The organism is Salinibaculum salinum (genome assembly GCF_037645885.1).
Taxonomy (GTDB): Archaea; Halobacteriota; Halobacteria; order Halobacteriales; family Haloarculaceae; genus Salinibaculum; species Salinibaculum salinum.
In genome coordinates this window covers 198,560-224,074 of the sequence record NZ_JBBENW010000002.1, presented here as the reverse complement: position 1 = coordinate 224,074, position 25,515 = coordinate 198,560, and the positions used below count along the sequence as shown (strand labels likewise).

Genomic DNA, 25,515 nt, shown 5'->3' with positions numbered 1-25,515 from the left:
CGATACTGGCATTGAGAATGTCGCTCCAGTGGAACCGGAGGGGTAAGCGAGAGGGAAGGGGTGCGAGAGAGGGCTAAAAGAAGAACAAGAGAACACTGACGGAGAAGAGAGGTCGACGAGGAAACTGTCACAGGGAGCCTGCCGAACGAACTGCGATTTGTGGAGGGTGCCCCCCACCCCTTCGTTTCAGGTGGAACCGAACACCCCCGGGGCCCGTGACGAGGGAGTGAGCATTGTGTTTCTGAGATGGGAAGAAAGAACCGCACGACAACGGCCGAACGAGATATTCCTAGGTATTCATTCACTAGATACTCTAGTTAATTAATGTCTCTAGTGGATATTATTTATTCTTCCCCACTACGGTTCTGGTTTTGGAGTATATGTATTAAATCTTTCCTAGACTAGCTGTGGTCCTTCCTCGTTCTCACCCCTCCCCTACTCTTTCGCCGTTCCACCTGAAACGAAGGGGTGGGGGGGTCTGGGACCCACCTTTCCGTCCCTCTCTGAATCCTCGCTCAGACAACACTGCCCCGATTGTTCACGGCACTTCCTAGTCTTCGTTCCGCTGGAGCGTTACCTCACCACTCCTGTTCTCCCATTGTTTCGGGTGTACGAGCTTGTGAAACCTCCAGTAATCGGGCACCATCCTTTCACCTCGAATACATGTCTACTCTTCTTCCTCGAGTGGGTTTTCGACGGAGTGAGGCACCCGTTACTCGTGCGAGTCGTGGCATTTTGTGCGCTCGATATCGTCTCTCTTACACGACTACTGTGACACTCGTTGACAATCGAAATCTTTAATACTTTCTCAACCACGGGTTCTGGTGGTTCAACTGCACACGCGCCCAACTCCAGAATGCGCGAAAACGGTCTCTCTGGTGTCCGAGCGGTATAATTCAGGGTGCGCGGTGCGAGTCTCCACTCGAAATGGAGGGGTCCACATTCGACAATGACAGACACAAATGACTCATCTGAATCGACTGAGGGCGTCGATTCACGACGGGTAAATACCGACGTCGATCTTGACGAATCGGAGTCTGATTCCGATTCGGACGGCGAAGACGACCGACGTTCCTCACCGGGTCCAGACCTCGACGAAGTACTTCTCGACGATGTCGAGAGCGATGACCCGGACGAAGCATCGCAGGGATTGTTCGACGACCTGCTGAGTGGGCAGCCCATCTTCGAGAACAAGGAAGTTCTTCGCCCGTCGTACACACCGCGGAAGCTCCCCCATCGCGAGGAGCAGATCAACAACATGGCGACGATTCTCGTCACGGCGCTCCGTGGCGATACGCCCTCGAACATCCTCATCTACGGAAAGACGGGGACGGGAAAGACAGCTAGCGCGAAGTTCGTCAGCGACGAACTCGAATCGACGTCCCAGAAGTACGAGGTACCCTGCGAAGTCGAGTACATCAACTGCGAGGTGACCGACACGCAGTACCGGGTACTCGCTCAACTCGCGAACAAGTTCATCGACGAGAACGAAGCGGCCATCTCCGAGGAAATCGAAGCGTTGCGCGACCTTCGTGATCGCGCACGCACGGACCCGGACGTGCTCGTAGACACCGAGTACACGAGCGTTCCCGACCTCGAAACTGAAATCGAGGACCTGGAAGCGGAACGCGACTCCTTCGACGACGTGCCGATGACCGGGTGGCCAACCGATCGCGTCTACAGCTCTTTTTTCGACGCCGTCGACCATCGCGAGCGGGTCGTCGTTATCATGCTCGACGAAATCGACAAACTCGTCGAGAAGTCGGGTGATGACACCCTCTACAACCTCTCCCGGATGAACTCCGAACTCGAAAACTCCCGGGTCTCTATCATGGGGATCTCGAACGACCTGAAGTTCACCGACTTCCTGGACCCGCGCGTCAAGTCGAGTCTCGGCGAGGAAGAAATCGTCTTCCCGCCCTACGACGCCAACCAGCTCCGGGATATCCTCGAACACCGCGCGGACGTGGCGTTCAAAGAGGAGGCGCTGACCGACGACGTGATTCCGCTGTGTGCGGCCTTCGCTGCACAGGAACACGGGGACGCCCGGCGGGCACTGGATTTGCTGCGGACCGCCGGCGAACTCGCCGAGCGCGACCAGACCGACGTGGTCGAGGAAGACCACGTCCGGCAGGCTCAGGAGAAAATCGAACTCGACCGCGTGGTCGAGGTGGTTCGGACGCTCCCCCAGCAGTCGAAAATCGTCCTCTTTGCCATCATCCTCCTGGAGAAACAGGGGGTCCACAACGTCAACACCGGCGAGGCATTCAACATCTACAAACGACTCTGTGAGGAAATCGACGCCGACGTCCTAACCCAGCGACGGGTCACCGACCTCATCAGTGAACTCGATATGCTCGGTATCGTCAACGCTGCCGTCGTCTCGAAGGGGCGGTACGGCCGGACAAAAGAGATCTCGCTGTCCGTCCCAATCGAAGAGACCGAAGCTGTCCTCCTCTCTGATTCCCGACTGGGGGATATCGAGGACGCTCAGCCGTTCGTCCAGGCGCGCTTTGATAACTGACACTATCGGCTTTGTGTACCTGCTGGAGCTTCCGGTTGCCCGGCAGCTGGCAACCTGAACGCACGACCCGAGTTTTTACCCCGGTCTCGATACGACTTCGAATATGACAGCCGAGCCCGACGACGAATCTTCGGAGGAGGACGAGCAGTCGAGCAAATTGGATAAGATAATCGACGCGGCGCTCGAACTTATCGACTTCGTGTAGTTCTCACTGCGTTGCGAGTCGAACCCAGCCGAGACCGGGAATCCGGACTTCGGCAGTGCCGACGACCCACGCCGGCTTGACGGGCCCGGTCTGTGCGCCGCCCCGCCCTGCCTGGTCGTAGAGGCCGTTGTTGTCGCCTTTCGTGATGAATCCGGAGTGTGGTGCGGGACAGTTCTGCAGTCCGGTATCGGTGGCGGGGTCGCCGTCAGTTTCACAGGCGTCTGCACCGCCGACGTAGGCAGGATCAGCGCGGTCGTACCAGTTCTCGCCTTCCTCGACCCAGAACATCGCTCGGTGTATTATCGGTGTCTGCTGTGTATTCCCGTTCGGTGCGAAGACGATGACATCTCCTGGCTGACCGAACTTCCGGTAGTCGGTGTCTCCCTGTGCGGTGACAACTCCGGTCTCTGCGTGTGCGTTCTCACCGGGGAACCGCTCTTCTTCCATCACGAACACGAGGTCGTTGACCTCCATGTTGGGAACCATACTCTCGCTTTCGACGGCGACGAGCGGGGGCCAGACGCCGCTGACTGCAAAGAGGTAGGCGCCGATAATCATCACTGCCATGACGCTGCTGAAGAGATCGTAGGCGAACAACCGCCACTCGCTCGTGTTGCGTTCGCGCGAACCCGTTTGCCGGGGCGCTGACTCTCGCGCTTCGTCGGAGCGCCACTGGTCCGGTTGTGAGGGCGTCTCGGTACCGGACTGCTGGTCTCTGTCTGTCGCGGCTGGGGGGCCAGAGGGGCGATCAACAGTGTCGTCAGCCGTCTCGCCAGCGCTGCCCAGGTTCGACCCGTCGTCTCGGTCGGTGTCGTCGATGCCGTCTCCGGGCGAACTCATCGTCTCTTCTTGTGCCAGACTGCGCTTGAATGTTCTGGGTGGCCTCGAGCTCTCTCTGGTCTCACTGTTCCCCGCTATTCCTCACTACCCCTCGAAGCCGTCTTCGAATCTAAAGGTCCCGTCCCGCTGAACGACTTCCCCGTCGACCTCGATGAACGAATCGTCGCCCATGTCCACGATCATGTCGACGTGGACCGCACTCTGGTTTTGCTCGTTGTCCTCGCCGACGGTGTCGCCGTAGGCGCGTCCGACCGCCATGTGAACGGTGTCCCCCATCTTCTCGTCGAACAGCATGTTGTAGGTGAAGCGGTCGATGTCGCGGTTCATCCCGATACCAAGTTCGCCGAGGCGTCGTGCGCCCTCGTCGGTGTTCAGGACTTCCGTCAGCACCTCCTCGTTTTTGTCGGCCGAGTGGTCGACGACCTCGCCATCCTCGAAGCGGAGGTACACGTCGGTGACCTCCCGACCCTGGTGGTAGAGCGGCTTGTCGAAGAGCACCTCGCCCTCGACGCTGTCGGAAACGGGTGCGGTGAACACTTCGCCGCCGGGGAGGTTCTTCTCGCCGTAGTCGTTCAGGGTTGGGTTGCCGGCAACAGATAGCGTTACGTCGGTGGTCTCACCCGAGACGATACGGACTTCGTCGGCCGGGTCCATGATATCGACCATCTGGGCCTGGTGCTCGCGGACGGCGTCCCAGTCCTTGTTGATGGCGTCCCAGACGAAGTTCTCGTACTCCTCTGTGCTCATCTCGGCGAGCTGGGCGTTGGCCTGTGCGGGGTACTGGGTGAGACACCAGCGCTTCGAGAGCCGCTCGTCGAGGATGGGCTGTTTCGCCTGTGAGTAGGCGGCGTTGGTCTCGGGGGAGACGTCGCTGGTCTCCGTGACGTTGCCGTTGGCGCGGATCGCGATGTACACATCGGTTTCCTCGATGAGCGCCTGTTCGTGGCTGGGCGTCTCGAAGTCGTCCTCGCGGGCGCGCAGGTACGCACGAGAGAACCGGTCGTTACTGTCGAGGGCAATCGGGTTCGCGCCGCGGTCGCCGACGACTTCGTGGAGTGCGGTGACGAGGTCGGCGGCCTCGGGTGGCGCGACGATGACCACGTTGTCACCGGCATCGAGGTCGACGGAGTGGTCAGCGACGATTTCGGCGTGTTCGCGGATACGCGGGTCCATACACGCCCGTGTGGGCGCATCGGGCAAACTGCTTTCGGGTCAGCGTCCGTCGCCGCGCTCCATCCCTTCTTTGAATCCCGTCACGGTCCGACGAATCATCAGGTAGGCGAAGAAGACAAAGAGGAGGATGACCGCGAGGATGCCGTACACGATCAGATCGGCCATACGAACAGAGAGAGCCGGCGGGCAGAAAGCCGTTTCGCCCTATGCAGACCGGTCTTTCTCGTGTTCCTTTGCCAGTTCCAGCGAGTACACGAAGCCGAAGTAGGCCGGGATACCGGACACCAGCAGTACGTATCTGGCCCACGTCGGGCCGTCGACGAGCGTGACGAACGCCGAGACGATGGTGACCCAGGCGAGTGCAAACACAAAGTCGAACAGCATCCCGTCCTTGTTTTCGTAGATGTGGTTGCCGATTCGAGCGAGCCAGCTCATACGCGGCGATAGCGCGGGAAGCCCCAAAGCACTGTCGGCGCGTCGAAAAGACTCATACCGGATGGTAGTATAACAACAGATAATGTCGCTGCTGCCCTCCAGCCCCGACACCACGGCCGCCGACGACGCAGACCCCCGGGTCGTGGATGTCGACAGCGAGGACGCCGACGACCTCCTCGCCGCGCTCTCGTCGGGGACCGCCAGAGCACTGCTCTCTGCGCTGCACGACCAGCCAGCGCCGCCCTCTGACCTCGCCGATCGGGTCGACACCTCCCTCCAGAACGCCCAGTACCACCTCGAGAAGCTCGAATCCGCCGGTGCCGTCGAGGTGGTCGACACCGCCTACTCCGCGAAGGGTCGCGAGATGGACGTGTACGCGCCCGCCGACCAGCCGCTCGTCATCTTCGCCGGCAAGGAAGAAAAGGAATCGACGCTCAAGGCCGCGCTCTCACGTCTCCTGGGCGCTGTCGGTATTCTCGCGCTCGCCAGCCTCGCTGTCCAGCAGTGGTTCGGCCAGCGGGGGTTGTTCGGCGGGCGCGACCCCGTGGCAGGCGGTGGGACAGGAGGCGATCCGGCCGGGGCGGGAACACCCACACCGGACCCGACGAGTGTCCCACAGGACACGCCCAGTCCGACCCCAGAATCCGCCGGTGATATCGGGATTCAGAGCGTAAACGAGTCGACATCCACCGTGAGTGCCGACACCGTGACGCCCACCCAAACGCCGACACCGCCGGACCCGGAGACGACCACTGCCGCTGCCGATACGGTCCGAGAGGCCGGAACGGGACTCCCCCCAGGATTGCTCTTTTTCTTGGGCGGACTGTTCGTACTCACGGTTCTCGTCGGTGTGCTGTACCTCCGGCAGTAACTCAAAGAGGGATTTGAGTCTTCGTCGGTTACTTTTCCCATCCAGATATAGTGTTAATCGCGTCGACCCGCTCGGCCCTCCGACAGCGAGCACCGTTCCAACAACTCGCCAGCCGGCGAACGCAGACGTGCCTCAACGTCACCCGAAGCCTGCCCAACTGTCGCGTACGCCGGCTGTGATCCACGCGGGTCGGCGTGGCTGCCCGGATTCAGGACTGTCACGCCACCGAGCTGCCCTCTCCCCGGCCGATGTGTGTGGCCCAGGACCACCACGTCGGCCCCTTCTTGACGCGCCAACAGCGAGAGACGCGTCTCGTCGTGTTCGTGTCCGTGGACCACCAGAAATCGCAGCCCCAGTGTCTCGACCGTCTCCGTCGCCGGCAACCGCTCCCGGACGGCGACACTGTCTGCGTTGCCGTGAACGGCGACCAGGCGGTCCGCGAGCGCCTCGAACCGGTTCAGTACCGCCGGCGTCGTAAAGTCCCCGGCGTGAATCACGAGGTCGGCGGCTGCAATCTGCTCGCGGAGGTGATCGGTGAGTGCGGGGTCGTCGGTGCCGTGTGTATCAGAGAGGACGACGAGCATAGCGACCGTAGCGTGTCGCTGGGGATAAGCCCCCAGAACCGGCCAGAATCCCCTGGCTACTTATGACAGGCCGGCAAGTGGTTGCCCAATGGCAAGCAGTAAGTCGGTGGTGATTGCGGCGCTCATCGCCAACGGGGCGATTGCGGTGCTGAAGTTCTTCGGATTTTTGTTGACCGGGAGTCCGTCGATGCTCTCGGAGACGTACCACTCCATCTCCGATACGGGCAATCAGGTGTTCCTCCTCGTCGGCATCCGGTACAGCGGACAGGCACCGGACGACCGCCATCCATTCGGCTACGGGAAAGCGCAGTTCTTCTATAGCTTTCTCGTCTCGGTTCTTCTCTTCGGTATTGCCGGCTGGGAGTCGGCCAAACACGGCTACCACAAGATACAGGAAGCGCTCGCCGGTGGCGGCGGCCACGGCGGGAGCGAGATGGTCACACTCGCCGGCCAGACGTTTCCCTCCGTCTACGTCAACTACGCCGTCCTCATCGGAGCCATCGTCTTCGAGACGTGGGCGCTCATCAAGGCCCGGGCGGCGATGAAAAAGCAAATCGAGCGAAACGACTGGAGCGGCTATCGCGAAGCGTTCCAGAAGACCGCAGACACGACGACGCTAACGGCCTTTACCGAGGACAGCATCGCGCTGGGCGGGGCCGGTATCGCGCTGTTCGGTATCTTTCTCACGCGCCAGACGGGCAACCCCATCTACGACGCCGCCGCCGCGTTGCTCATCGGGCTCCTGTTGATGGGCTTTGCGCTGGCGCTGGCCTGGGAGAACAAGCGCCTGCTCCTGGGTGAGAGTATGCCGGCCGACGCCGAGGCGGAACTCCGCGAGCTGGTAGCTGGCATCGAGGGCGTCGACCGTATCGTCGACTTCCGGACGGTCTACTTCGGCCCGAAACGTATCGTGGTGACCGCAGACGTGGACTTCGTCGACGGGATGAGCGGCCGAGAGATCGACGACGCCGTCGATGACATCGAGCGAGCGCTCAGAGACGCCGACGACGACATCAAATCGGTGTTCGTCGAAGTCGAGAAGGACGGTCGGCCGACGGTCACGAAAGGCGACGGGTCCGGGAGTGACAATTAAACTCAGAGACACTTGATTTGCACCCATCTAACCAACAGATAACGCCCTATCTGGGCTGCCGTACCGCCGAAATGACGCCGATTTTTATTATCGTTGGCCGTCAAGTATTTCGGAGTGGGAACCCTCCGCTCAACGACGGCCGGTCCAGCGTGGTGACGACAACCAACACGGGAAGCAGTACCCCGCGCACGGGAGAGAATTAGATGACAGCGGATCCGACGATAAACGATGGGCGCCCGACGATGGACGAGAAGCCGCGGCTGTTACTCTTCAGTGTGGAGAATCAGAACCAGCGCCTGCTTGCCGAGGCACTTGGTGACCGGTACCAGATCGAGACGGTCAGCGACCCGGCAGCGTTACACCGTGAGTTTGACTGTTGCCTGCTCACCGAACAGCGGCTTCCGGACGTGGCCGAGATAATCGAGCAACGTCAGGCCGAAACGCCGGCGTTTCTCCCCTTTCTGTTGTTGAGTGAGGACGGCGACGTCGATCCTGAAATCTGGGAGTACGTCGACGATATCGTAACACTCCCAGTCAAGAAAGCGTCATTGCACGCTCGCATCGAGAACCTGGTAAAACGGCGGCAAACCGCCAGACAACTCGCCGAGCGCGAGCGAGAACTGCAGGAAACCGTCGACGACCTCCGTCTGAAAGAGCGAACTATCGACAAAGCCCCGGTCGGGTTCAGCATCGCCGACTCCGAGCAGGACGACGAGCCGCTTGTGTACGTCAACGACCAGTTCCTGGAAATGAGCGGCTATACCGGTAAAGAAGTGCTGGGCCGGAACTGTCGGTTCCTTCAGGGCGACGAGACGGACGAGGAGACTGTCACACAGGTCCGAGACGCAATCGACACTGAACAGCCGATATCTGTCGACATTGTGAACTACCGGAAGAGTGGACAGAAGTTCTGGAACAACGTCGTTATCGCACCGGTTCGAAAAGACGGCGAGGTCACGCACTACGTCGGCTTTCAGGCAGATGTGACCGATCGGAAGGTCAGAGAACGCCGGCAAGAGGTTCTCAACCGCGTCCTGAGCCACAACTTCCGCAACAAAATGAACGTCATCAAAGCCTACACGGAGCTACTCCGCGACGGTATCGATGGCGACCCGCCGAAAGAACTGGCGAACATCGAAACAGCGGCCGAGGACCTGCTGAGACTCGCAGAGACCGCACGGAAAACCGATCAGATACTCTCCGAGACCGAATCCGACGAGCGACTCCTCGAACTCGACGAGCGACTCGAACGGCTCACCGACACGCTTCGTGATCAGTACCCTGACGTGACCATCGAACTCACGCTCCCCGAGGACGGTGCGTCACCGGTCGCTGCCGGCGGTTTACCCGACGCTCTCAGGGAGGCACTGGAAAACGCAGCGAAGCACAACGACGGCGACGATCCCCGGGTCTGTATCCGTGTCGAGAACCGCGACAGCAACTGGGTTGACATCGAAATCACGGACAATGGACCGGGGATTCCCGACCGGGAACTCGACGTACTCGACGATGGCGAGGACGCACTCCGGCACGCAGACCGGATGGGCATCTGGCTCATCTACTGGACGGTCACGCGGGCCGGTGGCACGATGACTGTCGACAGCCACGACGACGGCGGGACGACTGTCTCGCTGGCAGTACCGGCTGTCGACAGGGCGTGACGAACGGAGGCTACCGGGGCCGCCGAGTCGAACCTTCTAAACCCCGTCTTCCCGAACCCCGCGATAATGAAGCTCGCGCGTATCCGGACCGACGACGGCATCGTGACCGGCGAATACGACGACGGCACCGTAACTACAGAGGAGGGGACCTACGAAGTCGGCGAGGACGCCGACCTGCTCGCGCCCTGCGAACCGGGCACGTTCTACTGTGTCGGGCGCAACTTCGCGGAGAAAATCGACCAGATGGACTACGATATCCCGGACATCCCGGACTGGTTCATCAAACCGGCTGTCTCGCTGCACCACCCCAACGACCCCATCGTCCGCCCCGAGTGGACAGACGAACTCACGTACGCCGGCGAACTCGCGGCGGTCATCGACGAGGAGTGTACCGACCTCGCCGGCGAGGAAGAAGTCAAGGAGGTGCTTCGCGGCTGGTCGATTCTCAACGACCTCGACGCACTCGACCAGGAGCGGCGCACGGCCAGAAAGGCCTTCGACGGCTCCGGCCCGCTCGGCCCGGTCATCGAGACGGACCTAGATCCGCGAGGAATCGACATGGAGACGCACATCTCCGGGGAGAAACGCCAGGACGCCACGACCGACTGGATGATTTTCGACCCCTACGAGACCATCGCCTTCCTCTCGGAGCGATTCACCTTCCGCCCCGGCGACGTCATCTCTTTCGGCAGCCCCGCCAACCCCGGCCTCCTCGAACCCGGCGACGACATCGAAATCTGGTACGAGGGCATCGGCACGCTCGAAAACACGGTTATCGCGCCGGAAGACGCCGACTGAGCGGTTGGCCAGCGACTATTCTACCGTCAGTCGACGAGTCCGACATCGTGGACGTGGCGCTGTCTGGCTCGTTCGGAACTGAACCGTTCGCCACAGACCTCACAGACGTACTCCTCGGATTGATCGGCGTCCATACCGGACAGACGGGCCAGTTCACATTAAAACGTGTGTGACTCTGTTACGGTAGCACACAACCACTCAGCTGTCGAGCTCGGTGGCGGCTTCGCGGAACAGACTGTCGAGGATTTCCGGCGTCGTCGGGTGGTAGGCGCGGTCCGGCAGGTCCCGAACGTCCAGTCCCATCTCGACGATGACCTGCATCGTCTTTGCCATCACGTCGGCGTGATAGTGGAGCCCCTGCCAGCCCAGCACAGCCCCGTCGGTCCCGACGACGAGCCGACCACGGCCGTCAGCGACGTTTTTGGTCTTGAAGACGCCGTCACTGGCAGCCTCTCGCGTCACCGTGATGTGTTCGAGCCCCGCATCTCGGGCCGACTCCGCGGAGTGACCCACGCGGGCGTACGGGAGAACGCCCAGTCCGGAGAAGACGACGTGATGGTGGGTGTTCTCGTACTCGGTGAGTTGTCCACCCTCGCGGTGAGCGTGGATGTTCGACGCTGCGAGAAACCCCTGTTCTTTGGCGACGTGGAGAATCGGCTCCTTTCCGTTGGCGTCGCCGACGACGAACACCCGCTCGTCGTCGCGGGCCTGCATCGTGTCCCGGACCCATCCCGGTTCCGGGTCGAGTGGCGTCTCGTCGAGGCCTAACCCGTCGAGTGCCGGCCGTCGGCCGGTGAATGCAAAGAGCTGGTCGGCCTCGACAGTTTCTTCAGTTCCGTTCGTCTCGAGAACCATCTTGATACCGCCGTCGTCGGTCGGCTCGACCCGTTTCTCGTACGTATTGGTCAGGACGGTGATGTCGAACGCCTCCCGGTAGTACGAGAGGAGGTCGTCGCCGAAGGGCGAGTCGGCCTCGTCGAGCGGTCGATCGTCGTGTTCGATGACCGTGAGGTCCATCCCGCCCGCTTCGGCGAGATACGGAACCAGTTCCAGCCCGATGTAGCCAAAGCCCATGACGATACCCGAATCGCCGAGGTCGGTCGTGTCCAGCACGTCGGCACTCGTCTCGACCGGAACGTCCTCGATACCGGGGAGGTCGGGAACGGTGACCGTCGAGCCGGTGGCGACGACGACGTAGTCGGGTTCGAGCGTGCGGTCGCCGACCCGAAGCGTCCGGTCGTCGACGAATGTCGCCCGCTCGGTGAGAAAGCGTACGTCGTCGTGCTCGGCCAGCGACTCGACCGCAGCCCGCCTGTGAGCGGCGAAGTTCGCCGTGTGCTCGTTTTTCGTCTCGACGACCCGGTCGGTATCGACGGCTGGAAGCGGCCCGTCCAGTCTGTCGTCGTGTCGAGCGACAAATCGGTGTTCGGCCGCCGAGAGCACCTCTTTCGAGGGCATACACCCACGGAGGATGCAGAGTCCGCCACCGGGGTCGCCGTCGTCGACGAGAGTCAGTTCGATGTCGGGGATATCGGCCAATCGCTGTGCGACTGCGACCCCGGCGCTTCCGTATGCGCCGACGATCGCGACGTGTGTGCTCATACGTCGTTCCCGAGTGGCACAGAGTTAATGATTCGGTGACCCGTGCGAAACCCGGTTACGTCCCCTGAACAACTGGCAACTGCCGACCCGCCTGTACTTCGTCACTATGCGACACTGTCTTGCGAGTGACTCACTCTCAATTTAAGGTCCTAGACGTGGGGAAGGAATCAATATGGATTAAAGAATATTATCATTATAGTTCATAACATTTATCTACAGCGCACTATTCGGAGCGGAGTGCAATAGAAACCCCGCGTCCTGAACGCGGAACCCACACCAATCATGACATCTGACGACGACGGAATTGACGAAGTTGCGAGCCGAGTTAAGAGCACAGACCCGTACATCCGCGACGTCGACAACGACGCCGCCCGCGAGCTTCGGGACAAGCTGAACAACCAGGACTACGTCTTCGCGCCTGGTACCTACCACGCCCTGGACGCCCGCCTGGCCGAGATGGCCGGCCTGGACGCCGTCTACATGTCCGGCTACTCCACGGTGCTGGGCCAGTTCGGTTTCCCGGACCTCGAGATGGTCGACATGCGCGAGATGGTCGAGAACGCAAAGCGCCAGGTCGAAGCCACGAACCTGCCGATCATCGCCGACTGTGACACCGGCTACGGTGGCGTCCACAACGTCCGCCGCGCAGTCCGCGAGTACGAGAAGGCTGGCGTCGCTGCGGTCCACATCGAGGACCAGACGACGCCCAAGCGCTGTGGTCACATCGCCGGCAAGCAGATCGTCTCGCGAGAAGACGCCGTCGCCCGCTTCAGTGCGGCCGTCGACGCAAAGCAGGACGAGGACACCATCATCATCGCCCGAACGGACGCCTACGGCTCCGCCAACGGTGACTGGGAAGAGCACCTCGAACGCGGTCGCCTCTACGCCGACGCTGGCGTTGACCTGGTCTGGCCCGAGATGCCCGACCCGTCCCGCGAGGACGCAGTCGAGTACGCCGAGACCATCCACGAGACCCACCCGGACCTGAAGCTGGCCTTCAACTACTCCAGCTCCTTTGCGTGGAGCGAGGAAGACGACCCGCTCACGTTCCAGGAACTGGGCGACCTCGGTTACAAATACCAGTTCATCACGCTGTACGCCCTCCACTCGGGCGCACACGCCGTCTACGAGGACATGGTCAACATCGCCGAGAACGACGAAGAGGCGCAGTTCGACCTCGAAGAGCGCTACCTCGGCCACCCGACCGAGAGCCACCACGAGCTCTCCTTCGTGCCGCGCTTCCAGGACATCGAGGCGCAGTTCGACCCCGAAGCGGCCGAGCGCCAGGAGGCCTCCGCCGGTTTCACCGAGGACGGCGACACGGTCCTCACCAGCGAATCCAACGACGACGACTGATCGAGTCGTCCTCTGACTGCGTTCTTTCTTTTTCACGCCGCCTAGCCGCTGCAGACCGTGAAAATCATTCATTCGACTGGGGGGATTTGACCATCTTTAATAGTGACCGAGCGGACTCTAGAGACGACTATGGAACGCAAACACGACCGCAAGTTCGTGCGGACATTCTTCACCTCGCCAACCGCTGTCGAGGGCGAAGACGATTCGGCGAAGATGATGCGAAGCGCCTCCCAGCTGCGCGGGATGCAGGCACCCGACGTGTGGGTCCCCGACAACGAGGACGCCACTGCCCCCAACATGCGCGACGAGGGTGCACAGAACATCATCGAGGTTATCTCCGAGAACGGCGCCGACTTCCCCGGTGAGATTCACCCCCGCGTCGTCTGGCACCGAGACAGCCCGGAAACCCGCTACCAGGGCTTCCAGCACCTGCTCGAAATCGCCGACCCCGACAACGGCGCAATCCAGCACATCGACGGCTTCGTCATCCCGGAAGTCGGCGACATCGACGACTGGAAGAAGGCCGACGAGTTCCTCACCATCGTCGAGAACGAGCACGGCCTCGAAGAGGGCTCGATTGCCATGTCCGTCATCGTCGAGTGCGGTGCCTCCGAACTCGCGATGGAGGAACTGCGCACCGAAATCGGTCGCCCCTCGAACAACCTCGAGCGCCTGTTCATGCTCGTCAACGGTGAGGTCGACTACACCAAGAGCATGCGCGCAATCACGCCGACCGGCGAACTCCCGCCGTGGCCGGAACTGCGCCACAACACCTCCCGTGCCGCAGACGCCGCCGGTCTCATCGCTGTCGACGGTCCCTACGACGACATCCGCGACGTCGAGGGCTACCGCGAGCGCATGACCGACAACCAGGCCAAGGGCCAGCTCGGTATCTGGTCGCTGACCCCGGGCCAGGTCGTCGAAGCCAACAAGTCACCGCTCCCGACCCCCAAAGGCTACTGGCTCCTCGACGCCGACGGTGAGGACGTCGAACTCGCCGACGAAGATGGCGTCTGGGCGTACAAGGGCGACAGCGTCTCCATCGAGGAAGCCGACGACGGCTACGTCCTGACGGTCGGCACCGACGAAATCGAGGTCGCAGACGAGGACGAACTCGCCGAGGAAGTGCTCGACCTGGTCTCCTACGTCCCGAGCATGAACGACATCGTCGACTCCATGGAGGAGTTCGAGGCCGCCAAGGAAGCCGGCAAGGGCGCAATCGCGATGACCCAGGCCGCGACGGTCCGCATCGGCGACGTCGACGTCGACGTCAGCCGCGACCGCATGTGGGACGAGGCCACCTACCAGGCTCTGCAGACCCCGATCACGCTGTTCCAGGACGTCTACGAGAACCGTCCGGACCAGCACGAGGACCTCGCCGAACTCTACAGCGAGGACGTCGTCGAGCGGGCGATGGAAGTCGGTAACTGACGACGCGCTGGTCATTCCTTCGCTTTTTATCGGTGCGGTCAGTTTCGAAGACAGCACTGGGTACGCTGCACTGGATTCTAGGCGCACAGGAAACCTTCATTGCGTCACAGTCTGGAGAGAGGTGTATGAAGATCGGACTTTTGAGCGACGTCCATGCGAACAAGCCCGCACTCGAGGCGGTACTGGCAGATATGCCAGCGGTGGACGCGTGCATCCATGCAGGTGATGTCGTCGGCTACGGCCCGTATCCGAGCGACGTCATCGGTCTCTTTCAGACGCATGACATCGTCTCGATTCAGGGCAATCACGACCGAGGCGTCCTGGGAGAATTCACCGAGGATACTCACGAAATACCGAGAACAGCCGCACGGTGGACCGCGGAGCGTCTCGACGAAAGCGAGCTGGCGTATCTCGAGGCACTCCCCGTTGAACGTGACCTGTTCGAGGGGGCTGTCCACGTCGCTCACGGCGCGCCTGACGAACCCGACACGTACACGTACCCCGAGGATTTTGCTCCAGACTTGCTCTCCGAAGCGTCTGTTCTCGTGCTCGGACACACACACGTGCAGGCGAAAGCGACATTCGACGATGGCATCGTCGTCAATCCCGGAAGCGTTGGACTCCCGCGGGATGGAGATTGGCGTGCGGCGTATGCAGTTCTCGATTTAGACACGCCGTCTGTCGAACTCCATCGGGTGGCGTATCCCAAAGAGAAGGCACAAACTCGGATTACCGAGTCTGACTTACCGGGACAATTGAGTGAGGGCCTCGAACACGGCGAACTGGTCTTCGGCCGAGCAAAACGGTCCGAAGACAACGCTACCGAATAACCCACTCTCCATTCTACAGTTTCTGACAAGCCCGTTGTTTCGGAGAGCAGTTCGTATTCAAACACAGTAGACGGTGTGAGTAGACTATCCAACTCCACAGACCGCTCTGATTCGTTGGACTGGTGTCAAACACACCGGAATACGATACCGTCGGACTGGCCTGGCCAGAGCTGAAATAGTATATATTTAGTTACAATAAAAAGAGTAAAACAATTAAATTAAATGATAAAATCTAAGCTATATAATTGTAGGAAGTAGTAAACTTCGAAGCTAGGTGGATAGCTCTCCTGGAGTAGAGAATGATGTGTAGCAACCAGCCAATTGGGAAAATCCCGCTAAAAAACACTGTAAAACACAAAAATAGCTCGTCAAAAGGCCCAGCTCGACTGATTTCATCTCGCTTGCAGTGGGATATTACAATAATATGCTAAAATGCGAGAAAATTACCAATATTCAAAATACTATTTTATATCTAGTTAACCCATCTCGACAAAATAATCTTGGAAATAATTCTATTAATGTGCTTTCTCGAGAAATAAATAAAATATTCGGAAAAATATTGGGTACTAATACAAAATAAATGCAACTGATCAAAAATACTATGGTGGCGGATAAAACTACAAATCGTGAAAAAACTCAGAAATACTGCAGCCAGAAGACGATCTCACAAACATATTGGAAAACTGTATGTAATGAGATTATATAACTATCATTTTAAGTATACTATTGGCAATAAGTATATGATGGTGTACCGATAGTATCTCTTCAAGCCTGTATTTGCGAAATCCGCGTGTGACACAATTATTATCCGAAGTGAACCTGGTGGCCCTGGTTGTCGAACACACAATTACAATTACATGAATGTAACTGAAATCTCTTGCTCGTTGCGATACTGCCTCCTCTGACAAAACCACCACTCAAACAACAATTACAATCGTATAACCGTCATTGCCTGCCCAAAATCGTCACGAAAACCCCATTCAATCTCTAACACAACTAGCAATTACAACTATACGAACGTTATTGTAGTGCTGGTTGAGAAAATCGCTTCCGTCCCCACCAATCGTGCGGCGTCACGCGGACTGCGGGTGCTGACCGTCGAGAGCCGAACTGCAACACTCACTGCTAATACGACATCTTGATCTCCAATTCGTTGGCAAACCCGAGAAGCAAGTCAGGGACCTCTTCCTGAAACCATTCGCCTTTGATACGGTGGGCCGGACCAGAGATCCCAAGTGCACCACAGACCCGGTCGTTGACGTCGATAATCGGGACGCTCACAGAGTTCAATTGCTGGATGTACTCCTGCTGGGCGAACGCGACGTGGTCTTCTCTGATTTGCTCGAGTTCGTCCCTGAGAGTCTCTTCGTCAGTGATTGTATTTTCAGTGTAACTCTCGAGGCCTTTCTGCTCGATGATTTCTGACACTCGCTCATCAGGAAGGAACGCCATAATGGCTTTTCCCGCTGACGTCGCGTGAATCGGGAGTCGCTTGCCGATGTGTGAATCTGCCTGGACAGCATTATCTCCTACCTCTCTGTGAACGAAAACGATCTCACCGTACTCTTCGACGAGAAATTCACCACGTTCGTCGGTCTTTTCGGCCAGCTGGTTGACCTTATCCTCAGCCAGGCGGAACACCTCCCTGCGGTTACGAACGTAGTCGCCGATGTCGAGAAACCGCATCCCCAGATGGTAGACATCACCCTTTTTCACGACGTACTTGTTTTCGAGGAGGGACTGCAGATGTCGATGGACCGTGCTGTTTGCCATGTCCAGTTCACGTGCGAGCTCCGTCACTCGGGCTCCATCCATCTGTTTGAGCGATTCCACGATGCGGAAGGTCCTGTCAGTCGACTTGACCGCCCTCGGCGCCTCCGTGGTATCTTTTGACATGTTAATGTCGGTTATGAGATGAAGATATTTAAAATTACAGCCTGAGAACAGATAATCATCCAGTTATCTCGGGAGAGCATGTGTTTCCGGTTGGTGGTTTATATAATTCCACATTGTGGGATATCGCCAGTAGAATCGTGATATTTGGGGACAGATGGCGTCTCTGCAGCGAATAATGAGTATGGCAACCATGCTCATAGGGGACTCTATCACGATATATCATCAATTTCCGAATTACGGTAATACCTTCTATCGCGGCGTAGTCCTTCGGTTAGTGGGTGGATCTAATCGCGATATTTGCCTAAATTCCATAATACGGAAACTCCTATTCAGGTCAGTACTGGGCGGAGATGGCTGATTCCGCGACAGTTGTTGCTGCTTTGGTGGGAACGTCCGTACTATCGATGTGGATTCACAGCTACCGGCTATCTGTCGTGAGTTCGTGCGCTAATCTGGAATTGATTTGGGACAGTTGCCCACACACAACCTGGCTGCTGTTTGCATAATACGAAAATAGGGTGTATCTGGAAATCTGCGAAGTCGGGGAGGTCGGTCTCTCGTTCTGTTCAAGAGACAGCGTCAGTGACTGGCTACCGATGCAGGGGTAGTGAATCACAAACGCTACAAGCACTGGTTGTCTTTGTGGGGTTGTACACCGATGCAATCAGTCAATCCAGCTACTGAGGAGACGATCGCGTCGTACGACGCACTCACGTCGGACGAAGTGGACTCCGCACTTGCTGACGCAGAGACGGCGTACGAGGAGTGGCGTGACGTTGACATCACTGACAGGCAACAGCTCCTTGACAGGGCTGCAGATGTCCTCCGGGAGAACAAACGCGACTACGCGGAAATCATCACCCGTGAGATGGGGAAGCCAATCTCGGAAGCAGTCGCCGAGGTCGAGAAGTGTGCCTGGGGGTGTGAGTTCTACGCAGAACGGGCAAACGAATATCTGCAAGACGAGCGCATCGGGACGGTCCCACACGCGAAGACGTACGTACAATACGATCCGATTGGTCCAGTACTCGCGGTCATGCCCTGGAACTACCCGTTCTGGCAGGCGTTCCGGTTTGTCGCACCCAACCTTGCGGCTGGGAACGTCGGCCTCCTGAAACACGCCTCGAACGTGAGCGGGTGTGCACTCGCTATCCAAGAGGTGCTCGAAAAAGCCGGCTTCCCTGAAAATACGTTCCAGAGTCTCCTCGTCGGCTCGGACAAGGTCGACGAAATCATCGAAGATGACCGTGTGGCAGCGGTTACGCTGACCGGCAGCGAATATGCGGGCAAAGCTGTTGCTGAGACTGCCGGGCGGGAGTTGAAAAAGACCGTCCTCGAACTCGGCGGAAGCGATCCGTTCATTGTTCTCGATGATGCCGACATCGAGTACACCTGTGAAGTCGCGGCCAAGGCCCGTAACCAGAACTCCGGGCAGTCCTGTATCGCGGCGAAGCGATTTATCGTCCACGAAGACATCTACGAGGAGTTTGTCGATACGTTCACCGAGAAGATAGACAGCCTGACCATCGGTGACCCGATGGACGAGGAAACCGATATTGGTCCCCAGGCACGGGGAGATCTGATGGAGGAACTCCACGAACAGGTCGAGGCGAGCGTCGAGGCGGGCGCGGAGGTCGTGACTGGCGGCGAACCACTCGACCGTGACGGGTATTTCTACCCACCAACCGTACTGACGGATGTTCCACTCAGTTGTCCTGCTGCGGCCGAAGAGACGTTTGGGCCAGTCGCTGCTGTCATTCCGGTCGCAAACGAATCGGAGGCACTCGAAGTCGCGAACGACAGTCCGTACGGCCTAGGTGGTTCCGTGTGGACGACCGATTCCGAGCGCGGTGAACGGATTGCTGGCGAAGTCGAAGCCGGTTGTGTCTTCGTCAACGAACTCGTCAAGTCCGACCCGCGGCTTCCCTTCGGGGGCGTCAAAGATTCGGGATACGGGCGTGAACTCGGCAGTGACGGTATCCACGAGTTCGTGAACAAAAAAACTGTCTGGGTGCAAGACCCCGAATAATCGGCTGTCGTGGCCCGCCTGGTCACTCCTCGATTACCAGGACGCGCAGGTCGTTGACGTTTGTCCCCGTCGGCCCGGTAAAGAGGAGCGCGTTCTTTTCCTGGAGGAACGGGTACACGTCGTTTGTCCGCAGGGACGCGCGTGCCTCGGTCGTCGGTTGTGCGGTCTCCCAGTCGACGAGTGCCCCACAGGCATCGGTCGCGCCGTCGATTCCGTCAGTATCGACGCTACAGAGGACAATCCCATCTTCGGAGAGTTCGACGGAGCCACTGAGGGCGAATTCCTGGTTCGGTCCGCCTTCCCCGTCTCCCTGGACTGTGACGGTTGTTTCACCGCCCGAGAGCACGACAGCGGGTGGTTCGACCGGTGTTCCGGACGCTCGGATTTCTTCGGCGATGGCGACGTGTGTTTTTGCGGCCTCACGGGCCTCGCCCCTGACTCGTGAAGAGAGGACGAGCGGCTCGTACCCGTGTTCCGATGCGGTGTCAGCTGCCGCTCGCAACGCTGTGAGACTGTCTGCAACGATGTGAACGGTCACACGGTCGAAGATGTCATCGCCGGATTTCGGCGTTTCGGGAATTTTGCCGGACTTGCCGTCTTCGAGTCGAGTGCGGACACTGTCCGGGACTGACAATGAGTATTCGTCGAGGACCCTGAGTGCTGTTTCGAACGTCGATTCGTCGGGGACGACCGGTCCACTGGCGATCACATCGAGCTGATTTCCGATGACGTCACTCATCACGACACCGACGACCGTGGCTGGGGCTGCCGCTCGTGCGAGGTTCCCTCCTTTGATGGCCGAGATGTGTTTCCTGATGGCGTTGATCTCGTTGATCGTCGCACCACTTCGCAAGAGGGTATCCGTCACCTCTCTGAGCTCAGAGAGCGTAATATCTTCAGCTGGAGCCGGCAGCAGAGCGCTGCCGCCTCCAGAGATGAGTGTGATGATGAGCGTGTCCTCTTCGGCGGCTGAAACCTGGTCGAGGATACGTTGTGTCCCGCGAACTGCGGCCTCGTTCGGGACGGGATGTGACCCCTCGACCATCTCGATGTGGACTGTCTCGGTCGGCGCATCAGTGACGATAGTTCCCTCACTGATTCGGTCTCCGAGTAGCGATTCGAGTTCGGCCGCCAGCCGTCCGGACGCATTTCCGCCACCGACGACGAGGATATCCGAATACGCGTCGAGGTCATATTCTGTTTCCGCAATACGCAAACTCTCTCCAGTGACCGACATCGAGTCGCGAACGACGTGCTCCGGAAGTGATTCGCGAATACCGGCTTCGACGCAGTCGAGGGCGACGCTGTCTGCATCCGTTGTCTCTACCTCCGACCGATTTTGTATCATACTCACACCTCGCATGCCACTCGAATAAAAGTTCGCGGGGGGAAGACGGGCCTATTCGTCGACGAGCGTGTTCGTGAGAGTCCCGATACCTTCCGCTTCCAGTTCGATGGTGTCGCCTCGTTCGAGGTACTTGTCCATCTCGAGGCCACAGCCCATCCCAACGGTACCACTTCCGAGTACGTCACCCGGATAGAGGTACTGACTCTGGGAGGTGTGTTCGATCATGTCTGCAAACGAGTGTTGCATGGCACCGAGTGTTCCCGACGACCACTCTTCCCCGTTTACACGCGCTTTCATTTCCACTTCCTCGAGTTCGATTTCGTCAGGCGTCACGAGATACGGGCCGAACACGTTTGAACCGATGAAGTCCTTCCCCTTGGACGGGCCCAGGTTGACCTCCATCTCCTCGAACTGCATATCACGAGCACTGAGGTCGTTGTAGATGGTGTAGCCGGCAATATATTCGTCGGCCTCGTCGGCGCTGATATCTCGCCCCTTCTTCCCGAGGACGGCCGCGAGTTCGAGTTCGTAGTCCATCTTTTCGGAGTACGAGGGCCATTCGATGTCCTGACCGGGGTGACCGATACAGTCCGCGTCGCCCTTGTAGTAGACCGGGAGGTCGTACCACGGCTCCGGAATGTCGTCGAAGACGTTCTCGACGTGTTCAGCCATGACCATGTAATCTCGAATCGAGTTGGGCCGCGGAACCGGGCTGAGGAGAGTGACGTCGGCGGTGTCGTACCGGAGTGTCGTCTCGTCGAGTCCCGTCGTCGCGTTCGTCTCGTTGATGTACTCGAGCGCACGCTGTGCAGCGTCCATCGCGCGGTCGCTCCGAGAAAGGAAATCGACCATATCTGTCGGTGCGTGAGCGGCTGCGACTTCGCGTGGACTCCCCTCGCCCTCGTCTGCGAGCGCTTGAGCGTACGTTGCAGTCACGTCGATGAGCTCGTCTGTCTCCTTGTTGTAGACGCCTATTCGCCTCTCTGTACCCGTTTCTGCCGTAACGTCAAAACTTGCGAGCTTCATAGTTACTCTGTGAGCGCATCTAGTCGTCACCGGCGATATGGTCTTAAGTGTTGGTACTTCCGTAATTTCGAAACGTAATCTTCAGTATCGTCCCCTGGGTGTCTTGATTCGTGCCCGGACACCAACCACCGTCCCAACATCGCATCGCGCCCCGCTGGAGGAGACCGACCCAATGACTGGTCCGAGCGCAACAATCCCCCGGCGGTCGTATCTGTTCTTGCTCGTCGGAACAATTGGGTACGGGTGTTTCCTGTTCGTGTGGTTCTCCATTGCGGCGTTCCTGACACCGATTACGAACCAACTGGGACTCTCGAGTACGGCAGCAGGTCTTTTGAATGGGGCTGTCCCGCTGATGTACATCCCATTTGCCCTGCTGAGCGGGCTCATCATCGACCGCGTCGGGTCGTACAAAGCCATCGGCGTCGGTCTGCTTATCGTGGGTTTCGCCCAGTTCGGACGGGGGTTTGCCGCTGGCTTTCCGACGATGCTCACGCTGACGCTGCTGCTTGGCCTCGGCGGCACAGGGCTAACGTTCGGTCTCCCCAAGCTCGTCTCGGATCTATTCCCTCCCGAGCAGTCCGGGTCGATGTCGTCGGTTTACCTCATCGGCCTGTATGCGGGGACTGCCGGTGCCTTCGGACTCGGGCGCCCCGTACTTGGGCCAGCACTCGGTGGCTGGCGACCGCTGTTCGTTCTGAGTGGGGTCGTAACGATAGCGGTCGCTGTCGGCTGGATTTTGCTTGCACGGTTGTCTGACGATATTGCGACGCTCGCGCCCACTGTGCCAGAGGCTACTGACGGCGCAGGCGAACAGGCGTTCTCTCTGTCGTCGATTCTCTCTGATGTCCGGCGCGTCATGACTCACCGGGACCTGCAACTACTGGTCGTCGTCGGTGTCATGTACCTGTTCGTTACGCACGGGCTCCAGGGGTGGCTGACCGTCATTCTCGAAGGGCGTGGACTCACTTCGACAGTCGCTTCGTCGATTACGAGTGGCCTGATAATCGCCCAGCTTCTGGGGACTGTTGTCCTCCCGCCGCTAGCAGATTATTTCGGCAAACGGCGTGAAGTGATCGTCATTTGCGGATTACTCATCTTCGCAGGAACGGGCGGAATACTCCTGATCAATCGCTTAACGCTGGCCACTGTCCTGCCGACCGTCGGGAGCGTTGGAATCGGTATCGGCGGTCTGGCGACGCTCGTTCGCTCGTTACCGCTGAACATGGACGGAATCGAGTCACAATTAGCTGGTACTGCGGTCGGACTCATCTTCATGTTCGGGGAGGTTGGCGGATTTTCCGGGCCCTTCATCGTCGGCTTCCTCGAAGATTTGACCGGCTCGTTTACTCCTGGCCTCGTACTTCTGAGTGCAAGTGGGCTCGTCGTGGTGCTGGCGGCTATCCCGCTGCAAAACATCGATTAACTGCTCAGGATCCGTCTTCAGGATATGATATCTTGAGCTCGATCTCGTTTGTCATCCCGAGCAGCATATCCGGGATTTCCTCTTCGTACCACTCACCCTTGAGACGGTGTGTCGGTCCGGAGACGCTTATTGCACCGACGATGCTCTCGTCGACATCTTTTACGGGAACGCCGACAGCCCGCAGTCCGTTGATATACTCCTGGTCGTTGTATCCGACCCCCCGCTCTCGAATCGTCTCAAGTTCGGCAAACAGCGTTTCTTTGTCGGTGATCGTGTTGTCGGTAAACGCCTCTAGACCTCGCGTCTCGCAGATCTCATTGACGCGTTCCTCCGGAAGGAAGGCCAAAATGGACTTTCCCGCGGCCGTGGCGTGGAGTGGATGGAACTTGCCGATTCCAGAATCCGTCTGGACCGCATTGTCGCCCGTATCACGGTGGACGAATACGGATCGACCGTACTCTTCGACCATAAATTCTGCTCGTTCCTCGGTTTTTTCGGCCAGTTCCGTAATTTTTGGTTTCGCAAGCTGGTAGATCTGTTTCCGGTCTCGCACGTAGCGTCCAAACCGGAGAAACCGCATCCCTGGGTAGTATTCGTTATCCTCTTTGATCACGTATCCCTCCTCAGCCAGTGTCGTGAGATGTCTGTAGGCGGTACTGACTGCGAGATCAAGCTCTTCTGCGACTGTCGTAATCTGTGCGCCGTCTTGCTCCCGAAGTATTTCGAGAATGTCGAAAACGGTGCTGGTCGTTTTCACACCACCCGCCTTTTGATGAGTGTTTGCCATGTGGTAGTGTATTCTTCGCATGCGTACTTAACGCCTCCGCCGGTACTGAATCGCCGTCGGCGGATTCAGACACGCGCTGTCACACATTCTATGACTATCCGGATTCGGGTGGCTCAACGACAGTGCGGGCCAAGGCTGTCGCATATCGCCGGTTCACAACTGAGCACGAGCGACTGGCCGATCTCCACACTACGTATCGGTTGCACGTTCTCGAATATGGGGGCGCCATCGAGTCTCACCGCGTTGCTCTCGGGCGCAAAGCGCCCAAACGGCTCGAAGTCAACTGTAAAAGTTCGGATATGACTGGTTTTGTCTTCTCTGACTGAGGCGGTCTGAGCGGGACAACCAACGCCGTATCCCAGCAGATAGGATTCTACCAATCGCTGATACCAAAAGTATTAATAAGTGCCTCTCGTTATCGAGTCACATGCCGGAAAGGCACAGCTACAATATCGACCGACGGAGTGTACTGAAAGCAACGGGAGCAGCAGGCCTGACAGCGTTAGCGGGCTGCACCGGAGAGGGCGGCGGAGAACAAGAGGAAGGTGAGGTCATTGCCGCGGTGCCACCGACCGGCTGGTGGGCTGTGCTGCGAAAGCTCGCCCAGGACGAGGGATACTTCCAGCAGGCTGCTGACGAAGTCGGGGCGGATGTCACCTTTTCCTTCGAGAACACGTGGGACGACGTGCCGACGTGGATCGCTAACAACGCCGATATCGCACAGTTCGGTGCGCTCGAGGCATCTCGGATCGGTCCGCGACGAGATATCGAGATTACCGTCTTCGGGAAGAACACGCCGCTGAACTTCGCCCCGCTGGTACAGACTGGTGGGCCTTACGACCCGGACAACACCGGCGGTGTCCAGCAATCGATCGACAAGATCGTCGAAGACGGCGCGAACTTCGCTATCGGGAGTTGGGGCGGTGCCGACGCGACGTCGTACGACGTCGCCTTCGGTGGCACGACCGACTACCGGTTCGAGGAAGAGGGCGGCGACTTCAGCGTCGTGACGTCCGGGTACTTCACCATCGGCCAACAGGTCGCCCAGGGTGACGTCGAGGTTGGGTCCTCCGGTGAGGGAATGGGCGCGGCCCCGCAGATGATGTCGGGCGATATCAAACCCCTGTTCTGGCTGAAAGACTACATTCCGAACGAGGTCCTCGGTGAAGAGACCGAGTGGGGCTTCCCGACGATGCAGAACCTCGTGACCCGAACCGAGTTCTACGAGGAGAACGAGGGCGCCATCGAGACCTACTATCGCGCACAGGAGATGGCCCTGCAAGAGCTGCGTGAGAACCCGGTCGAGGTCATCACGCGGAGTGACGAGTACATCGAGACGATGGGTGCCGGAAGTGAGGAGGAAGCCAGGTTCATCGTCAACTACGGCATCAATCTCGAAGGGACCGACACTCTGGAGCCACCGGAGCACGCGTCCGTCTACGAATCGACGTCGATGTCTGACGAGTACGTTGAGAAGCAGTCGAACTTCTTCGACCGAGTTGCTGAACTGGGCCTCACCGAATCGAACTGGTCGGAATACGTCCAGCACGTTCAGTTCGACTGAGGCCATCGGTCTCAGTCGGCGATTACCGAACTGCCCCGA

Annotated in this window: 21 protein-coding genes; 11 read left to right on the top strand and 10 right to left on the bottom strand. The window is 58.9% G+C overall.

Features of this window, described 5'->3' with window-relative positions; translation table 11 throughout:
* Positions 1-949: 949 nt before the first annotated feature.
* Complete coding sequence (locus tag WDJ60_RS04015) at positions 950-2,524, top strand: Cdc6/Cdc18 family protein (RefSeq protein WP_340098708.1); 1,575 nt, start codon at positions 950-952, stop codon at positions 2,522-2,524.
* A gap of 208 nt (positions 2,525-2,732) precedes the next feature.
* Here WDJ60_RS04015 and WDJ60_RS04010 read toward each other — a convergent pair whose 3' ends face one another.
* From WDJ60_RS04010 to WDJ60_RS03995, 4 genes are all read right to left on the bottom strand, one after another.
* Positions 2,733-3,569, bottom strand: coding sequence for a S26 family signal peptidase (locus WDJ60_RS04010; RefSeq protein ID WP_340098707.1), 837 nt, complete (start codon positions 3,567-3,569; stop codon positions 2,733-2,735).
* Positions 3,570-3,653: 84 nt separating this feature from the next.
* Entirely contained in the window at positions 3,654-4,742 is a 1,089-nt protein-coding gene (locus WDJ60_RS04005; protein WP_340098706.1) for an aminopeptidase, read from the bottom strand.
* 39 nt (positions 4,743-4,781) lie between these two features.
* The gene (locus tag WDJ60_RS04000) at positions 4,782-4,907 is read right to left on the bottom strand and encodes a DUF7859 family protein (RefSeq protein ID WP_340098705.1); all 126 of its coding nucleotides are present in this window, start codon (positions 4,905-4,907) and stop codon (positions 4,782-4,784) included.
* 39 nt (positions 4,908-4,946) lie between these two features.
* Entirely contained in the window at positions 4,947-5,177 is a 231-nt protein-coding gene (locus WDJ60_RS03995) for a DUF8119 family protein (RefSeq protein WP_340098704.1), read from the bottom strand.
* Positions 5,178-5,259: 82 nt separating this feature from the next.
* On the opposite strand from WDJ60_RS03995, the gene WDJ60_RS03990 reads away from it, so the two are divergent.
* Positions 5,260-6,048 (top strand): ArsR/SmtB family transcription factor, encoded by a 789-nt coding sequence (locus WDJ60_RS03990; protein ID WP_340098703.1) that lies wholly within the window; start codon positions 5,260-5,262, stop codon positions 6,046-6,048.
* A gap of 53 nt (positions 6,049-6,101) precedes the next feature.
* On the opposite strand, the gene WDJ60_RS03985 is transcribed toward WDJ60_RS03990, so the two are convergent.
* The gene (locus WDJ60_RS03985; RefSeq protein ID WP_340098702.1) at positions 6,102-6,632 is read right to left on the bottom strand and encodes a metallophosphoesterase; all 531 of its coding nucleotides are present in this window, start codon (positions 6,630-6,632) and stop codon (positions 6,102-6,104) included.
* A gap of 88 nt (positions 6,633-6,720) precedes the next feature.
* On the opposite strand from WDJ60_RS03985, the gene WDJ60_RS03980 reads away from it, so the two are divergent.
* The 3 genes from WDJ60_RS03980 (at position 6,721) to WDJ60_RS03970 (ending at position 10,184) form a co-directional block, all read left to right on the top strand.
* On the top strand, positions 6,721-7,725 hold the full coding sequence (locus tag WDJ60_RS03980) for a cation diffusion facilitator family transporter (protein ID WP_340098701.1): 1,005 nt from the start codon (positions 6,721-6,723) through the stop codon (positions 7,723-7,725).
* A 203-nt stretch (positions 7,726-7,928) separates the two neighbouring features.
* Positions 7,929-9,386, top strand: coding sequence for a PAS domain-containing protein (locus tag WDJ60_RS03975; protein WP_340098700.1), 1,458 nt, complete (start codon positions 7,929-7,931; stop codon positions 9,384-9,386).
* Positions 9,387-9,452: 66 nt separating this feature from the next.
* On the top strand, positions 9,453-10,184 hold the full coding sequence (locus tag WDJ60_RS03970) for a fumarylacetoacetate hydrolase family protein (RefSeq protein WP_340098699.1): 732 nt from the start codon (positions 9,453-9,455) through the stop codon (positions 10,182-10,184).
* A gap of 198 nt (positions 10,185-10,382) precedes the next feature.
* On the opposite strand, the gene WDJ60_RS03965 is transcribed toward WDJ60_RS03970, so the two are convergent.
* The gene (locus WDJ60_RS03965) at positions 10,383-11,786 is read right to left on the bottom strand and encodes an NAD(P)/FAD-dependent oxidoreductase (RefSeq protein WP_340098698.1); all 1,404 of its coding nucleotides are present in this window, start codon (positions 11,784-11,786) and stop codon (positions 10,383-10,385) included.
* A gap of 282 nt (positions 11,787-12,068) precedes the next feature.
* Here WDJ60_RS03965 and aceA point away from each other — a divergent pair, with 282 nt between their 5' ends.
* The 3 genes from aceA (at position 12,069) to WDJ60_RS03950 (ending at position 15,403) form a co-directional block, all read left to right on the top strand.
* Positions 12,069-13,142 (top strand): isocitrate lyase, encoded by a 1,074-nt coding sequence (aceA, locus tag WDJ60_RS03960; protein ID WP_340098697.1) that lies wholly within the window; start codon positions 12,069-12,071, stop codon positions 13,140-13,142.
* A gap of 129 nt (positions 13,143-13,271) precedes the next feature.
* Positions 13,272-14,573, top strand: a complete 1,302-nt coding sequence (aceB, locus tag WDJ60_RS03955; protein WP_340098696.1) for a malate synthase AceB — start codon at positions 13,272-13,274, stop codon at positions 14,571-14,573.
* A gap of 125 nt (positions 14,574-14,698) precedes the next feature.
* Entirely contained in the window at positions 14,699-15,403 is a 705-nt protein-coding gene (locus WDJ60_RS03950; protein WP_340098695.1) for a metallophosphoesterase family protein, read from the top strand.
* Positions 15,404-16,528: 1,125 nt separating this feature from the next.
* Here the strand turns inward: WDJ60_RS03950 and WDJ60_RS03945 are convergent.
* On the bottom strand, positions 16,529-17,299 hold the full coding sequence (locus WDJ60_RS03945; RefSeq protein ID WP_340098694.1) for an IclR family transcriptional regulator: 771 nt from the start codon (positions 17,297-17,299) through the stop codon (positions 16,529-16,531).
* 658 nt (positions 17,300-17,957) lie between these two features.
* Here WDJ60_RS03945 and WDJ60_RS03940 point away from each other — a divergent pair.
* On the top strand, positions 17,958-19,328 hold the full coding sequence (locus WDJ60_RS03940) for an NAD-dependent succinate-semialdehyde dehydrogenase (RefSeq protein ID WP_340098693.1): 1,371 nt from the start codon (positions 17,958-17,960) through the stop codon (positions 19,326-19,328).
* Between the two features lie 22 nt (positions 19,329-19,350).
* On the opposite strand, the gene WDJ60_RS03935 is transcribed toward WDJ60_RS03940, so the two are convergent.
* Both WDJ60_RS03935 and WDJ60_RS03930 read right to left on the bottom strand, forming a co-directional pair.
* Positions 19,351-20,676, bottom strand: coding sequence for a glycerate kinase type-2 family protein (locus WDJ60_RS03935; RefSeq protein ID WP_340098692.1), 1,326 nt, complete (start codon positions 20,674-20,676; stop codon positions 19,351-19,353).
* Positions 20,677-20,727: 51 nt separating this feature from the next.
* On the bottom strand, positions 20,728-21,702 hold the full coding sequence (locus WDJ60_RS03930) for a fumarylacetoacetate hydrolase family protein (RefSeq protein WP_340098691.1): 975 nt from the start codon (positions 21,700-21,702) through the stop codon (positions 20,728-20,730).
* Between the two features lie 172 nt (positions 21,703-21,874).
* On the opposite strand from WDJ60_RS03930, the gene WDJ60_RS03925 reads away from it, so the two are divergent.
* The gene (locus WDJ60_RS03925; protein WP_340098690.1) at positions 21,875-23,125 is read left to right on the top strand and encodes an MFS transporter; all 1,251 of its coding nucleotides are present in this window, start codon (positions 21,875-21,877) and stop codon (positions 23,123-23,125) included.
* A gap of 4 nt (positions 23,126-23,129) precedes the next feature.
* Here the strand turns inward: WDJ60_RS03925 and WDJ60_RS03920 are convergent, their stop codons facing one another.
* A complete protein-coding gene (locus WDJ60_RS03920) occupies positions 23,130-23,882 on the bottom strand; it encodes an IclR family transcriptional regulator (protein ID WP_340098689.1) in 753 nt (250 codons plus the stop codon).
* Between the two features lie 457 nt (positions 23,883-24,339).
* Here WDJ60_RS03920 and WDJ60_RS03915 point away from each other — a divergent pair, with 457 nt between their 5' ends.
* Positions 24,340-25,476 carry a substrate-binding domain-containing protein gene (locus WDJ60_RS03915; RefSeq protein WP_340098688.1) on the top strand — a complete coding sequence of 379 codons (1,137 nt, stop codon included), beginning with the start codon at positions 24,340-24,342 and terminating at the stop codon, positions 25,474-25,476.
* The last annotated feature ends 39 nt before the right edge of the window (positions 25,477-25,515 follow it).

Excerpts from the sequence above, each read along its gene's own strand:
- WDJ60_RS04015 (WP_340098708.1), top strand. The coding sequence starts at position 950 with ATGACAGACACAAATGACTCATCTGAATCGACTGAGGGCGTCGATTCA.
- WDJ60_RS04010 (WP_340098707.1), bottom strand. The coding sequence starts at position 3,569 with ATGAGTTCGCCCGGAGACGGCATCGACGACACCGACCGAGACGACGGG.
- WDJ60_RS04005 (WP_340098706.1), bottom strand. The coding sequence starts at position 4,742 with ATGGACCCGCGTATCCGCGAACACGCCGAAATCGTCGCTGACCACTCC.
- WDJ60_RS04000 (WP_340098705.1), bottom strand. The coding sequence starts at position 4,907 with ATGGCCGATCTGATCGTGTACGGCATCCTCGCGGTCATCCTCCTCTTT.
- WDJ60_RS03995 (WP_340098704.1), bottom strand. The coding sequence starts at position 5,177 with ATGAGCTGGCTCGCTCGAATCGGCAACCACATCTACGAAAACAAGGAC.
- WDJ60_RS03990 (WP_340098703.1), top strand. The coding sequence starts at position 5,260 with ATGTCGCTGCTGCCCTCCAGCCCCGACACCACGGCCGCCGACGACGCA.
- WDJ60_RS03985 (WP_340098702.1), bottom strand. The coding sequence starts at position 6,632 with ATGCTCGTCGTCCTCTCTGATACACACGGCACCGACGACCCCGCACTC.
- WDJ60_RS03980 (WP_340098701.1), top strand. The coding sequence starts at position 6,721 with ATGGCAAGCAGTAAGTCGGTGGTGATTGCGGCGCTCATCGCCAACGGG.
- WDJ60_RS03975 (WP_340098700.1), top strand. The coding sequence starts at position 7,929 with ATGACAGCGGATCCGACGATAAACGATGGGCGCCCGACGATGGACGAG.
- WDJ60_RS03970 (WP_340098699.1), top strand. The coding sequence starts at position 9,453 with ATGAAGCTCGCGCGTATCCGGACCGACGACGGCATCGTGACCGGCGAA.
- WDJ60_RS03965 (WP_340098698.1), bottom strand. The coding sequence starts at position 11,786 with ATGAGCACACACGTCGCGATCGTCGGCGCATACGGAAGCGCCGGGGTC.
- aceA (WP_340098697.1), top strand. The coding sequence starts at position 12,069 with ATGACATCTGACGACGACGGAATTGACGAAGTTGCGAGCCGAGTTAAG.
- aceB (WP_340098696.1), top strand. The coding sequence starts at position 13,272 with ATGGAACGCAAACACGACCGCAAGTTCGTGCGGACATTCTTCACCTCG.
- WDJ60_RS03950 (WP_340098695.1), top strand. The coding sequence starts at position 14,699 with ATGAAGATCGGACTTTTGAGCGACGTCCATGCGAACAAGCCCGCACTC.
- WDJ60_RS03945 (WP_340098694.1), bottom strand. The coding sequence starts at position 17,299 with ATGTCAAAAGATACCACGGAGGCGCCGAGGGCGGTCAAGTCGACTGAC.
- WDJ60_RS03940 (WP_340098693.1), top strand. The coding sequence starts at position 17,958 with ATGCAATCAGTCAATCCAGCTACTGAGGAGACGATCGCGTCGTACGAC.
- WDJ60_RS03935 (WP_340098692.1), bottom strand. The coding sequence starts at position 20,676 with ATGATACAAAATCGGTCGGAGGTAGAGACAACGGATGCAGACAGCGTC.
- WDJ60_RS03930 (WP_340098691.1), bottom strand. The coding sequence starts at position 21,702 with ATGAAGCTCGCAAGTTTTGACGTTACGGCAGAAACGGGTACAGAGAGG.
- WDJ60_RS03925 (WP_340098690.1), top strand. The coding sequence starts at position 21,875 with ATGACTGGTCCGAGCGCAACAATCCCCCGGCGGTCGTATCTGTTCTTG.
- WDJ60_RS03915 (WP_340098688.1), top strand. The coding sequence starts at position 24,340 with ATGCCGGAAAGGCACAGCTACAATATCGACCGACGGAGTGTACTGAAA.